Below are 11,758 nucleotides of genomic sequence, written 5' to 3'. Positions count from 1 at the left end.
TTTTTATACCCTAAAACATACAATTATGCTTAAAATTTTTAGTCTTACCGCAATTTTAGAAGGAATTTCTTATTTACTTTTATTTGGCGTAGGCATGCCCTTAAAATACTTAGCAGGCATTCCGGAACCTAATATTTATATAGGTTACGCACATGGGTTTTTATTTATTGCCTACTGCGCATTAGCCGTACTATTTTCTTACGAAAGAAAATGGGGACTAAAGAGGTTATGTATTTTACTAGTTGCCGCACTACTACCATTTGCTACATTTTATATTGACAGAAAATATTTAAAGCCATTGGAAGCATAAAAAACAACTATCACCTAAAACCATATTTTAAAACCCCTGTTAACAGGGGTTTTCTCTTTTAATAAATACAACATCTTTGTTACAACCAATTAATAACGCATGTATGTATTATAATGTAACAGATTATTATGATCCGGTTGGAGCGAAACAAATACCTAGTAAATGTCCCGGTTGCGGGACTTCTAATTGCTTAGAACTTCTCTTTTATCAGAAAAGAATAGAAACCTCATTTTCAAAAAAAGTAACCACCAAAGTTAGTGGCATACTTTTCTGTGACAATACACAGTCAGAAATTGCTCCCGTACTATGGAACGATGAAATTGAACAGTATTATGTCCTCGAAAAAAGCAAATTAAATCTACAGCCTAAAAAACTGAGCTTCAATAAGTGGTTTTATTGTTTGATAATTCTACCTCTTATACTCATCGCTACTACCATAGGTTATAACATATATGAAGAAGAGAGCTATATTGACGAAACAAAAGCTATTGAACAAGTACATGTCGGAGAAAAAGTAATGGTCTTATACACCACTACAGATAGCAACAATGTGACCGATAACGGTACAACTTGGTTTTTAGTTAAGAAAATTGAAGCTGATTCAATTTGGGTACAACGTCATGAAGTATTTGATACAGAAGGCGATGTTCATTTTGATTTAGCAGCATCTAAGTTTACCCGAGAAACGTTAAAAGCATCCCTTACACAATTTAAAACAAGAGGATTATTTGGACACGATTACCCTTCACAGAAATTTTCAGGCTACATCACCACATTACAAAAATAGGTATGAAAAACATGTACCTAAACCAATCTTCTAGAAACCCTAACAAGCCGTTATTTATAGGCCTACTTTTAGGGATAGGCTGTATTGCTTTTGGCTGCTATTTATATTCAGACTTAGCCGCTTGGGAAAATTCTAATGAAGAAATGCACCTACCTGCATTCTTATGGGGCGTATATGACCATACCGGCAAAATAGGTATTACTGGATTGTTTTCTGGTATTGGCCTTATGAGTATTATTTCTGGCTATAAAAAAACTAGTGCCTACAAAAGGCTCATTAAAGCTACGAAAAAACAAAGGTGATCTATAAAAAACTCTGTATGGCTAAATCGTAACTCTGCAATCCAAAACCTAAAATAACACCTTTAGCTACCGGTGATATATAAGAAACATGTCTAAATTCCTCGCGCTTATGCGTATTAGAGATGTGTACTTCAATAACCGGTGTTGTCACCGCCTTTATGGCATCGCCAATTCCTATAGACGTATGAGTGTAAGCAGCAGCATTTAGCACAATGCCATCGTATGAAAAACCTACGTCTTGGATTTTTCCGATAAGTTCGCCCTCAATATTAGATTGAAAATATTCTAATTCAAGGTCTTTAAACTTAAACTGAAGCTTAGCAAAGTAATCTTCAAAAGTATCCGAACCATATATTTCTGGTTCACGTTTGCCTAAGAGGTTTAAATTTGGACCGTTAAGTATTAGTATTTTCATCAAGTAGTTCTTAGTTGTTTTTTTATTGGTCTGATGCAATTCGCCAATCAACAATAAAGCTGCTAGTGCTTTTTGCCTAGGTTCATTTCATTCTGCTAAATTAATAATTAAAAAGGCATAAAAAAAGCAGAAGAGTATCTTCTGCTTTATACCAAGTATTTTGAACCGTATTCTATCTAATGCACTATGAATACCGAAGTATAGTCACTTGACTAAATACACCACCTATTTTAGTCTAAAACGTATCTAAATCCTAGACCAAATCTAGCGGCTTCAAAATCACTACCATCTCCATTAAAGCCTAAAGCAGGCCTCCAATCAAACGTAAGCGCCAAAGGAACAGTGTTAAATTTAAGATCCATCCCCACCATCGGGCGTACTAAAAAATTAGAACCACCATCATATAAAGTAACCCCTGGTCCTACTCCCGCATACCATTTTAGACCATCGGTGCCTTCTATAGCTCCATGATATTCATAGAATGCCTGGATTAATGTAGAGCCACTCGCAAATAAAACATCAGCTTCAATAGCCGTATCCGGAGCTAAGAAAAATTTAGCACTTGGACCTACAAATGTTTGTCCTGAACCAAAGTCTATCCCTAAGCCTACCGCTGTTTTATAATCTGATTGTGCGTGTAGTTGCGACAAGCCTAACCCACATAAGATAAGCACAAATATTGCTATTCTTTTCATAATCTATTGTTTTACATTAAGAAATCAAAGCTATTTTTTTTAGCTAACACTGCAAAATTTATCCTTCAGTTTTATGCAAAAAAAGGATATAAACATTTAAGCTTATATCCTTTTTTATCTTATATTAAATTTAATTAAAGAGAAAAAAGTACTCCTAAATTAATTGTAGAATAAGTAAAATCGTTTACACTTATGCCTACATAAGACAAGTTTAATTGAGTACCTTCACTCAACATATAACCTACTGTTGGCTTATAATAGAAACCACCATCATTACCATCATTTATTCCAATAGCATAACCTAAATCTGCACCTACAGAAAATTCTTCTGTCGCATTGTAACGAGCGGCAGCTGCTAAAGGTATGTATTGGAAATCATCGATTTCAATTTCGAATTCACCTGCATCTATAGTCTTTCCAAAAACATTTGAAAAACCTGTAGCTACTCCTAGATCAAATTGATCAGAAACTTCAAACATATACGCCGCATCCAATCCTAAACCAAATGAAGAAACATCAGAAGCATCACCCACTGGTAATTGAACATTTAAGCCTAATTTAAAACCACTTTGATCTTGATCTTGATCTTGTGCCTGAACACCAAATCCAAATAACGCCATAGCAGCAATTAAAAACACTTTTTTCATAATTTTAAGTTTTTTGATTATGTTATACTTAGAAATGAAAACGATGACAATTTCATTTTATTTTAAAGTATTTTCTACGGAATACTCAAAATATCTAAATTATTTTATCAAAATACACAAAATCAAGTCATTAGATACTAAAAAAAAGTTTGTTTTTAATCCAATTTTTCAGGTACATTTAACCTATGAAATGGAACAATGCATTGAGAGATTATCAAAACTATTTAAAAATAGAGCGTGGTTTATCTGAAAATTCTATCAGCAGCTATTCTCTAGACCTACAAAAACTACTTTTATTTTTAGAAGCAAATAAGATAGTCACCTCTCCTATTCAAATAGATAAGCATATTGTTCAACAATTTATTTACGAAATTTCTAAAGATGTAAATCCACGTTCTCAAGCTCGCATAATTTCGGGCTTAAAAAGTTTTTTCAACTACTTAGTTTTTGAAGACTATAGAACAGACAATCCTTTAGAATTAATAGAGTCTCCTAAAACAGGTAGAAAATTACCAGACACCCTTTCTGAAGATGAAATCAATGATTTAATCGCGGCTATAAATCTGTCTACCCCTGAAGGAGAAAGAAACAGAGCTATTTTAGAAACTTTATATGGTTGTGGACTAAGAGTATCAGAACTCGTCAACCTTAAAATTTCTGATTTATTTTTTGACGAAGACTTCATTAAAGTTACGGGTAAGGGAGATAAGCAGCGCTTTGTTCCTATTAGCGAAATCAATAAAAAATACATCACTTTATATAAGAATGAAATAAGAGTACATCTAAACATTCAAAAGGGCTTTGAAGACATCCTATTTCTTAACAGAAGAGGCAAACAACTGACTAGGGCTATGATTTTCACCATTATAAAGCAATTAGCTGTAAAAATCGATTTAAAGAAAACCATTAGTCCACACACCTTTAGACATTCATTTGCTACACATTTATTAGAAAACGGAGCAGATTTGAGAGCAATTCAGCAGATGTTAGGACACGAAAGTATTACTACTACAGAAGTATACATGCATGTAGACCGGTCTCATTTAGCTCAAGTACTAAATGAGTTTCATCCAAGGAAGTAACTTTAGAATTTTAAGGTTGTTCCTAGCTTTATTAAACTGCTATTATAATTATTATTAAAATTCTGCTTTCCTATTATAGTTTCGCTCATGAGTTCTATCAATAAATTTTCCTGTACCTCATAACTTAGTCCATTCATAGCACTAAAATTCATGGTGCTGCTTGCGCCTCCCACAATATTACGTTCCATAATCATTTCCGCGCCTGTTATTATACTAAGCTTTCCTATAATAGGTTTACGAAATAGCAATTGAGGTTTAAAAACATCTCCCATCGCATTGGTATCATAATACCCTCTTAACATCAATGCATTTTTTTCATTGATCTTCCAGTCCATTATAAAACTAGAGTGCTGTTCATCATTAGCGAAATTAGCATACCCGATAGAGGAAATAGAAAAACTTCCTAAACTTTTAGGTTTCTTTTCTTCTTGGGCGTGTAGGTTTATAAGCCCCAACGCAAAAGTAAACGGCAGTAATAATTTGATCATTGTAGTAGTTTTAGGAAACATAATGCAAGAAAAATAACTAAAAACAACTACTAATCATATAGTAGCAGAGAATATTACCCTAATATTAACATACTGCATCGAAAACACCCCATCAGGATTACTCTTTAAACATGGTGTAATCTCTCTTATAAGGCCTAATAATTAAACGTGCTTCGCGATCAAAACGAACATAATTATATACCCAATTTACAAATACCACCATACGGTTTCTAAATCCTATTAAAAAGAATAGATGTACAAACATCCAAACAAACCAAGCAAAAATTCCTTGAAATTTATACGCATCTAAATCTACTACCGCTTTATTTCTGCCAATAGTAGCCATACTTCCTTTGTCCTTATATACAAAGGGCTTTAAAGGTTTATTCTCTAACAGATATGTTAAGTTTTTACCTAAATTTTTACCTTGTTGCATTGCAGGTTGTGCCATCATAGGATGCCCACAAGGGTAGTCTGGAAGTTCCATTCCCGCAACATCCCCTACTGCAAAGATATTTTCATGTCCAATTACTTGGCTAAACTCATTTACTTTAATCCGGTTGCCTCGTATTAATAATGCTTCCGCATCGAGACCTTTTATGGCTGCTCCTTTTACGCCAGCTGCCCAAACAAGGGTTGCAGCTTCAAAAGATAATTCGGTTTGCGTTGTTGCGAGCTTACCATCATAACTTTTTACGCGTGTATTTTTCCAAACTTGCACCCCTAACTCTTCTAAAAAATCTTCCGCTTTTTGAGAGGCCTTTTCACTCATCTCCTTTAAAATGCGGTCACCAGATTGCACTAAATTTATCTGCACCCTTCGCGTATCTAAATCCGGATAGTCTTTTGGTAAAATACCTTTCTTTATTTCTGCTAATGCTCCTGCCAATTCTACTCCCGTTGGACCGCCACCTACAATCACAAAATTCATTAAGGCATCGCGCATATGAAGATCATCCGTAAGTAGTGCTTGCTCAAAATTTTCTAAAATTAAGCTTCTAAGATTCAAGGATTCTGGAATAGATTTCATCACCATTCCATTTTTTTCTATCTCTTTGTTCCCGAAAAAATTAGTTTCAGATCCTGTGGCCATCACCAAATAGTCATAATTAATGGCTCCAATATTGGTGATCAACTCATTCTTCTCTGGAACCACCTCTTCTACATTTGCCAAACGAAAGAAAAAATTTGGATAATCTTTTAAAACTTTACGAATAGGATATGCGATGGAGTCTGGTTCTAAACCACCTGTAGATACTTGATATAATAAAGGTTGAAAAGTATGATAGTTATTTTTATCTAAAAGCAAAACTTGCACTTCTTTCTTACTTAGCTCTTTAGCTAAAGAAATACCTGCAAAACCACCTCCTATAATTATGATACGGGGGAAATTACTTTTGGGAATGTTCATTGCGCTCATAAAAGTAAAAATAAACAATCGGTCTTAGCTAGCATAAAAGAAAATGCTATTTTTATAATGAGCTTAAATAGCAAAACCCCATTATCATGAAAAAAACCATAATATTTAGCATAGTTAGTCTTTTTTGTATGTCTTTACTTTTAGCGCAAAAAACCAAAGAAGAAGTCTTAAAAAAATTAGACACAAAGAATGAAATCTATACAGGTATTGCACAAAGCATCTGGAATTATGCCGAAATGGGGTACCAAGAAGAACAGAGCAGTGCTTTACTACAAAAGACTTTGAAGCAAGAAGGGTTCGCTATAAAAAAAGGCGTTGCGGAAATCCCTACAGCCTTTATAGCCGAATATGGTAGTGGTATGCCTGTAATTGCTATTCTTGGTGAGTATGATGCATTACCAGGACTTTCCCAAAAAGCAACTCCTAAAAAGGAATCTCTCGGTAAAGATGCGGGGCATGCTTGCGGCCACCACTTGTTTGGCACAGCATCTACCGCTGCTGCAATAGCTATAAAAGATTGGATGAAGTCTAACGCGCAAAAAGGAACGATCCGTTTTTATGGATGCCCTGCGGAAGAAGGTGGATCTGGAAAAGTATACATGGTTAGAGAAGGCCTATTTGATGATGTAGATGTGGCCTTACATTGGCACCCTGGAAACCATAATGCCGCTAGTGCCGGTGCGGCTTTAGCCAATAAATCGGCCAAATTCAGATTTTATGGTGTTTCTGCACACGCTGCTGCATCTCCTGAAAAAGGCCGTTCGGCATTGGATGGCGTAGAAAGTATGAATGCTATGGTAAATATGATGCGCGAACATATTCCCCAAGAAGCAAGGATACACTATGTGATAACAGATGGCGGAAAAGCACCTAATGTAGTTCCAGATTTTGCTGAAGTTTATTATTACGTGAGGCATAATAAAAGAGATGTGGTGATTGATCTATTTGAACGTTTAACGAAAGCTGCCGAAGGGGCTGCTTTAGGTACGGGTACTACTATGGATTTTGAAATGATTGGAGGTACGCATGAATTATTGCCCAACCTAAGCTTACAGAAAGTTATGCACGCTAATTTAACTACGGTAGGTGGGTTTACCTATACTCCTAAAGAACAATTATTTGCCGATGAAATTACACGTACATTAGGCTTACAAAAAACAGACATGCAAAAAGTGACTGCAGTAGCACCCTATGCTACGGAGGCAAAAGCTTTTGGATCTACAGATGTGGGCGATGTAAGTTTCGCTGTCCCAACGGCGGGACTAAGTACAGCAACATGGGTACCAGGAACAGCAGCACATAGCTGGCAAGCGGTGGCTGCCGGAGGTACTTCTATAGGCTATAAAGGAATGATGACTGCCGCAAAAACCTTAACATTAACCGCTATTGATGTATTTGAAAATCCTGCTTTAATTATAGAGGCTAAAGCAGAACTAGAAGAAAAAAGAGGAAAAGATTTTAAATACATTCCCCTTTTAGGCGATAGGAAACCAGCCTTAGATTACAGAAATTAATGATTTTCAGTCTGTTACTTAGAATTTATACCACAACCGATACGATTTTATCGGTTTTTTTAATTAATACTGTAACAAAACCATAGTTTGTACTACTAATAAGCATCAACCAACCACAACGTGAGTAAAGAATTAGAGCATTCATTTGTAACTGAACTTGAGAACAATCAAAATATTGTTCACAAGGTTTGTACACTGTATACAAATGATAAGGATGCTCATAATGATTTATTTCAGGAGATTACCATTCAACTCTGGAAAGCATATCCAAAGTTTAGAGGTGATGCAAAGTTTAGTACTTGGATGTATCGTGTAGCGTTAAATACAGCAATAACCCTATACAGAAAATCAAAGAAGAGTATACGTACCATTGATTACGATTCGGTAATATTTAAAATAAAAGCCGACGAATATGACGCAACAGAAGAACAACAGTTAAAATTAATGTATAAAGCTGTAAAGCAATTGAATGATATTGATAAGGCCTTAGTCTTTCTTTATTTAGAAGATAAAAATTATACAGAAATTTCTGAAACACTGGGTATCTCTGAAGTAAATGCAAGAGTGAAGATGAATAGGATCAAGACAAAATTAAGAACCATACTTAATCCATAAGATTATAGCATGATGGATGAACTAGAATTATTAAAAAGAGATTGGCAAAAGAAGGAAGTAGAACACCCAAAATTGACCTACAATGAAATCTATAAAATGCTATGGAAGAAATCTTCTTCTATCGTAAAGTGGATATTTGTGATTAGTATTTTAGAGTTTGTATTACCACACCTACTCTACTTACTGCCCTCTACAAAAAACAAAATAGACCTTTTTGGCACTACTGGTTTTGATAACTATTTCATAGGATTTTCAGTATTTTACTATGCGGTAGTTTTCTATTTCATCTACCAATTTTACAGTCGCTATAAAGAAATTTCAGTGCTAGATAACGCCAAGCATTTAATGGCTAAAATCTTAAAAACACGAAAAACTGTAAAGCACTACATTATCTTTTCATTATCAATGGTTTTTGTAATGATTGTAATGTTTATGTTGGGTATTTACTTGAACAATGACTTTTCCTCACTCCTTACAGATATGAGTGCTAATGCAGAAAACATCAACCCTGTTGAATTAAAAACAACCTTAATTATTACCATTGGAGTCTTTGGCCTAATTATGATTGCAGTGATGGGAGTTGTGTATTTTTTACTTTACGGATTGCTTCTAAGAAAGCTAAATAGCAATTATGCAGAACTTAAAAAGTTAGAAATTTAAACACGCCATTTACGTTGTTTATTTTCTTCTTCTAAGGCCGCTAAATCTTTGGCTGAGATTACTTTTAAGAAAGAAGGATGTTGCTCAATGGCGTATTCTAATTTCTCAATTATAGCTTCAAAAGATTCGTTTTCGTAGTCTATTTCTAAGGGTGCTTTTACCACCATAGATTGTAGAATACCTTTCTTTTTAACCCGCAATCCTTTTTTATCAAAAGAACGTCTAAAACCATCAATTACCACAGGCACAACAATAGGCTTGTATTTTTTTATAATATGCGCCGTACCTTTTCGTAAAGGTTTCCAAGGCGTGGTGGTCCCTTGTGGAAACGTAATTACCCAACCATCATCAAGTGCTTTTCCTATATTAGAAATATCACTCATTTTAACTTGTCTGTTTACATCTTTCCCTTCTGCTCTCCAGGTACGTTCTACGCTTATAGATCCTGCGTAAGCCAAAATTTTTGTTAACAAACTTTTTTTCATAGTCTCCGCTGCTGCAACATAATACATGTTAAGTTTCGGTTTCCAGATATACCCTATATTTCTAATATTATTATCCCGACCACTTAAACTAGCATTGAACACATGAAACATAGCCACAACATCGGCAAAGTAGGTCTGATGATTACTTACAAATAATACATTAGTATCTGGAAGACTACGCAAAATGTCTGCACCTTCTATTTCTAAAGTATTAAAACCTTTATATCGTCTATGCGAGAGCAAGGCTAAAATACGTATCAACCATTTCTTAATAAATAAATTATGTCCAAAAGGATTTTTCTTAAATAGGGGCATCGAAGTTAATTTTGTACCTGCAAAATTACAAAATAAGCTTTATAGTACTTGCTTTAATAACTCTTTTACTTCGCTCAACATCATTGCAGTAGCTCCCCAAACCGTGTAACCATTTAATTTAAAGGCAGGTACGTCTATATTTTCCGCATAGGATGTTGTTAAATTTTGACTAAAAATTGCGGTATCATCCATGAAATCTTGCAAAGAAACTTCAACTAAGGCCGCAACTTCTCTTTCTTGAATAATAAACGGACTAGGATTTTTATACAAGCCTATATAGGGCTGCACTTCAAAATTACTTGGAGGAATAAAGAGTTCTGTCAACGATTTTATCACCTCTACTTTTTCTGGCAGCACGCCTACTTCTTCATGAGTTTCTCGTAATGCGGTATGCAGTAAGTCCGGATCAAACTTCTCTGCTTTACCACCAGGAAAACCAATTTGATTGGAATGCACCCCTTTATACGTTTTTCTTAAAATTAATAACAAGGTAGTTTCTTCTGCCTTTGGATAGAAAAGTGACATTACTGCAGCTTTCCTAGCTTTTTTTGATGCCTTATCTAGTTTTTGTAATTCTTCAATACGGATATCTGGCGCCATTTTATAGTGCGAATCTGCTCCCGGAAGCGGTAGATTTTTTATTTTTGAAATCCGTTTAGAAAAATCATTAAAATTCATGGTACAAAAAAAGTTCTATTTTTTAGCCTTTAGCATTCTTCTTTTGGCTTCTTCTTGCAAAGATACGCCAACAGAAACAACTCCGAATACTTCGGTTTCAGAGATTAAGAAAGCTACGATTATTGAAGCCCCCAAAGAAATAGAGCCAGAGAAATTTGTGCTAGATGAAGAAAATGCTATACCCTTTTTCTTCGAATATGAAAAAACTTTAAAAGAGGATAAGGTTAAAATTACTACTAATCTGGGTAGTTTCACCATTGAACTTTATGATAACGTACCGTATCATAAAGCTAATTTTATCTATTTAGCCAAAAAAGGGTATTTTGATTCCACCCTTTTTCATCGGGTGGTGAAAAATTTTATTATTCAGGGAGGAAATTCAGACAATCCAGAAACGGGTAAGAAACGTGCCGAAATTGGTCGCTATTTATTACCTCCAGACACAAAAAAGGGATACAAACATCATAGAGGTACTATCTCTATGCCTAGCAGTGAGCTAGATAATCCTCATAAATTAGCCTCTCCTTTTGAATTTTTTATTGTGGTAACAAAACCAGGCTCTTATCATTTAGATAGTACCTACACTGCATTTGGTAAAGTCATTGAAGGTATGGATGTGGTAGACCTCATTAACAGTCAACCTGTTGAACAAGGCGATTGGCCAATACAAAACATACACATTCTAAAAGCAGAAGCTTTTTAACTTCTAGGAGTCAAGAATTGCGCTAAACTTCCTCAATGGGTTTGTAAATATTTGGTAGGGTAATTTTAAAATGCACCGCCAGTAAACGAACGGTGATTACAATTATAATACCCCCTACATAAGGATAGGCGTCTTTTAAAGGAAGTTTTTCTAATAAGAAATACCCTATTCCGCCCAAAATACATGCCGTGGCATAAACTTCCTTTCTGAAAATTACAGGAATTTCATTACATAAGATATCTCTAATCACCCCTCCAAAACTAGCGGTAATAGTCCCTAATCCTACACACATAACAGGATGAAGACCAATGGCAATCCCTTTTTGAATTCCTACCATAGTATATAAGCCTATACCAATAGTATCAAATAAAAATAAAGACCTACGAAGGTATTTCAATTGATTTCTAAAAACAACGGCGGCAGTTACGCTCCCTAATATGGTAGCTAAGTAAACCATATCTTGCAACCACACTACAGGAGTACTTCCTATTAAAATATCACGCAGCGTACCTCCACCAACTGCAGTAACGAAGGCAATAATAAACACTCCGAAAATGTCTAACCTTTTATCCATCGCCATCATCACTCCCGAAATGGAGAACGCAATAATCCCTAGAATATCAATTGCAAAATAAAACATAT

At 34.9% G+C, this 11,758-nt stretch carries 16 protein-coding genes; 8 read left to right on the top strand and 8 right to left on the bottom strand.

Annotation, left to right across the window (positions count from 1 at the left end; translation table 11 throughout):
* The first annotated feature begins 25 nt into the window (after positions 1 to 25).
* The 3 genes from M666_RS11340 (at position 26) to M666_RS11330 (ending at position 1,399) form a co-directional block, all read left to right on the top strand.
* Positions 26 to 310: a DUF3817 domain-containing protein gene (locus M666_RS11340; RefSeq protein WP_029445941.1), complete on the top strand. Its 285-nt coding sequence runs from the start codon at positions 26 to 28 to the stop codon at positions 308 to 310.
* 103 nt (positions 311 to 413) lie between these two features.
* Positions 414 to 1,097 (top strand): hypothetical protein, encoded by a 684-nt coding sequence (locus tag M666_RS11335; RefSeq protein WP_029445940.1) that lies wholly within the window; start codon positions 414 to 416, stop codon positions 1,095 to 1,097.
* 2 nt (positions 1,098 to 1,099) lie between these two features.
* The gene (locus M666_RS11330; RefSeq protein ID WP_024480095.1) at positions 1,100 to 1,399 is read left to right on the top strand and encodes a hypothetical protein; all 300 of its coding nucleotides are present in this window, start codon (positions 1,100 to 1,102) and stop codon (positions 1,397 to 1,399) included.
* A 1-nt stretch (position 1,400) separates the two neighbouring features.
* On the opposite strand, the gene aroQ is transcribed toward M666_RS11330, so the two are convergent.
* From aroQ to M666_RS11315, 3 genes are all read right to left on the bottom strand, one after another.
* Positions 1,401 to 1,814 carry a type II 3-dehydroquinate dehydratase gene (gene aroQ / locus M666_RS11325; protein ID WP_025614625.1) on the bottom strand — a complete coding sequence of 138 codons (414 nt, stop codon included), beginning with the start codon at positions 1,812 to 1,814 and terminating at the stop codon, positions 1,401 to 1,403.
* 230 nt (positions 1,815 to 2,044) lie between these two features.
* The gene (locus tag M666_RS11320) at positions 2,045 to 2,509 is read right to left on the bottom strand and encodes a hypothetical protein (RefSeq protein ID WP_024480093.1); all 465 of its coding nucleotides are present in this window, start codon (positions 2,507 to 2,509) and stop codon (positions 2,045 to 2,047) included.
* 134 nt (positions 2,510 to 2,643) lie between these two features.
* Positions 2,644 to 3,156 (bottom strand): outer membrane beta-barrel protein, encoded by a 513-nt coding sequence (locus M666_RS11315; protein WP_029445939.1) that lies wholly within the window; start codon positions 3,154 to 3,156, stop codon positions 2,644 to 2,646.
* Between the two features lie 185 nt (positions 3,157 to 3,341).
* Here M666_RS11315 and xerD point away from each other — a divergent pair, with 185 nt between their 5' ends.
* Positions 3,342 to 4,238: a site-specific tyrosine recombinase XerD gene (xerD, locus tag M666_RS11310; protein ID WP_024480091.1), complete on the top strand. Its 897-nt coding sequence runs from the start codon at positions 3,342 to 3,344 to the stop codon at positions 4,236 to 4,238.
* 2 nt (positions 4,239 to 4,240) lie between these two features.
* On the opposite strand, the gene M666_RS11305 is transcribed toward xerD, so the two are convergent.
* Complete coding sequence (locus M666_RS11305; RefSeq protein ID WP_151198048.1) at positions 4,241 to 4,726, bottom strand: hypothetical protein; 486 nt, start codon at positions 4,724 to 4,726, stop codon at positions 4,241 to 4,243.
* 118 nt (positions 4,727 to 4,844) lie between these two features.
* A complete protein-coding gene (locus tag M666_RS11300; protein ID WP_029445937.1) occupies positions 4,845 to 6,137 on the bottom strand; it encodes an NAD(P)/FAD-dependent oxidoreductase in 1,293 nt (430 codons plus the stop codon).
* Positions 6,138 to 6,232: 95 nt separating this feature from the next.
* Between M666_RS11300 and M666_RS11295 the strand changes: the two genes are divergently transcribed.
* The 3 genes from M666_RS11295 (at position 6,233) to M666_RS11285 (ending at position 8,935) form a co-directional block, all read left to right on the top strand.
* Positions 6,233 to 7,660, top strand: a complete 1,428-nt coding sequence (locus M666_RS11295) for an amidohydrolase (protein WP_029445936.1) — start codon at positions 6,233 to 6,235, stop codon at positions 7,658 to 7,660.
* A gap of 120 nt (positions 7,661 to 7,780) precedes the next feature.
* Entirely contained in the window at positions 7,781 to 8,275 is a 495-nt protein-coding gene (locus M666_RS11290) for an RNA polymerase sigma factor (RefSeq protein WP_024480088.1), read from the top strand.
* Positions 8,276 to 8,287: 12 nt separating this feature from the next.
* The gene (locus tag M666_RS11285; protein ID WP_029445935.1) at positions 8,288 to 8,935 is read left to right on the top strand and encodes a DUF8845 family protein; all 648 of its coding nucleotides are present in this window, start codon (positions 8,288 to 8,290) and stop codon (positions 8,933 to 8,935) included.
* On the opposite strand, the gene M666_RS11280 is transcribed toward M666_RS11285, so the two are convergent.
* Together M666_RS11280 and M666_RS11275 are read right to left on the bottom strand one after the other, a co-directional pair.
* Complete coding sequence (locus M666_RS11280; RefSeq protein ID WP_029445934.1) at positions 8,932 to 9,735, bottom strand: lysophospholipid acyltransferase family protein; 804 nt, start codon at positions 9,733 to 9,735, stop codon at positions 8,932 to 8,934. The two genes, M666_RS11285 and M666_RS11280, sit on opposite strands and share 4 nt — an antisense overlap.
* 39 nt (positions 9,736 to 9,774) lie before the next feature.
* A complete protein-coding gene (locus M666_RS11275) occupies positions 9,775 to 10,413 on the bottom strand; it encodes an NUDIX hydrolase (RefSeq protein WP_029445933.1) in 639 nt (212 codons plus the stop codon).
* On the opposite strand from M666_RS11275, the gene M666_RS11270 reads away from it, so the two are divergent.
* A complete protein-coding gene (locus tag M666_RS11270; RefSeq protein WP_029445932.1) occupies positions 10,412 to 11,116 on the top strand; it encodes a peptidylprolyl isomerase in 705 nt (234 codons plus the stop codon). The two genes, M666_RS11275 and M666_RS11270, sit on opposite strands and share 2 nt — an antisense overlap.
* 22 nt (positions 11,117 to 11,138) lie before the next feature.
* Here M666_RS11270 and M666_RS11265 read toward each other — a convergent pair whose 3' ends face one another.
* Complete coding sequence (locus M666_RS11265; protein WP_024480083.1) at positions 11,139 to 11,756, bottom strand: trimeric intracellular cation channel family protein; 618 nt, start codon at positions 11,754 to 11,756, stop codon at positions 11,139 to 11,141.
* Between the last annotated feature and the right edge of the window lie 2 nt (positions 11,757 to 11,758).

Origin of the sequence: Cellulophaga baltica 18 (genome assembly GCF_000468615.2) — a bacterium.
Lineage (GTDB): Bacteria > Bacteroidota > Bacteroidia > Flavobacteriales > Flavobacteriaceae > Cellulophaga > Cellulophaga baltica.
This window is presented reverse-complemented; position numbering and strand designations above follow the sequence as displayed.

Coding starts and splice junctions, on each gene's coding strand:
- M666_RS11340 (WP_029445941.1), top strand. CDS start 26: ATGCTTAAAATTTTTAGTCTTACCGCAATTTTAGAAGGAATTTCTTAT.
- M666_RS11335 (WP_029445940.1), top strand. CDS start 414: ATGTATTATAATGTAACAGATTATTATGATCCGGTTGGAGCGAAACAA.
- M666_RS11330 (WP_024480095.1), top strand. CDS start 1,100: ATGAAAAACATGTACCTAAACCAATCTTCTAGAAACCCTAACAAGCCG.
- aroQ (WP_025614625.1), bottom strand. CDS start 1,814: ATGAAAATACTAATACTTAACGGTCCAAATTTAAACCTCTTAGGCAAA.
- M666_RS11320 (WP_024480093.1), bottom strand. CDS start 2,509: ATGAAAAGAATAGCAATATTTGTGCTTATCTTATGTGGGTTAGGCTTG.
- M666_RS11315 (WP_029445939.1), bottom strand. CDS start 3,156: ATGAAAAAAGTGTTTTTAATTGCTGCTATGGCGTTATTTGGATTTGGT.
- xerD (WP_024480091.1), top strand. CDS start 3,342: ATGAAATGGAACAATGCATTGAGAGATTATCAAAACTATTTAAAAATA.
- M666_RS11305 (WP_151198048.1), bottom strand. CDS start 4,726: ATGATCAAATTATTACTGCCGTTTACTTTTGCGTTGGGGCTTATAAAC.
- M666_RS11300 (WP_029445937.1), bottom strand. CDS start 6,137: ATGAACATTCCCAAAAGTAATTTCCCCCGTATCATAATTATAGGAGGT.
- M666_RS11295 (WP_029445936.1), top strand. CDS start 6,233: ATGAAAAAAACCATAATATTTAGCATAGTTAGTCTTTTTTGTATGTCT.
- M666_RS11285 (WP_029445935.1), top strand. CDS start 8,288: ATGGATGAACTAGAATTATTAAAAAGAGATTGGCAAAAGAAGGAAGTA.
- M666_RS11280 (WP_029445934.1), bottom strand. CDS start 9,735: ATGCCCCTATTTAAGAAAAATCCTTTTGGACATAATTTATTTATTAAG.
- M666_RS11270 (WP_029445932.1), top strand. CDS start 10,412: ATGGTACAAAAAAAGTTCTATTTTTTAGCCTTTAGCATTCTTCTTTTG.
- M666_RS11275 (WP_029445933.1), bottom strand. CDS start 10,413: ATGAATTTTAATGATTTTTCTAAACGGATTTCAAAAATAAAAAATCTA.
- M666_RS11265 (WP_024480083.1), bottom strand. CDS start 11,756: ATGTTTTATTTTGCAATTGATATTCTAGGGATTATTGCGTTCTCCATT.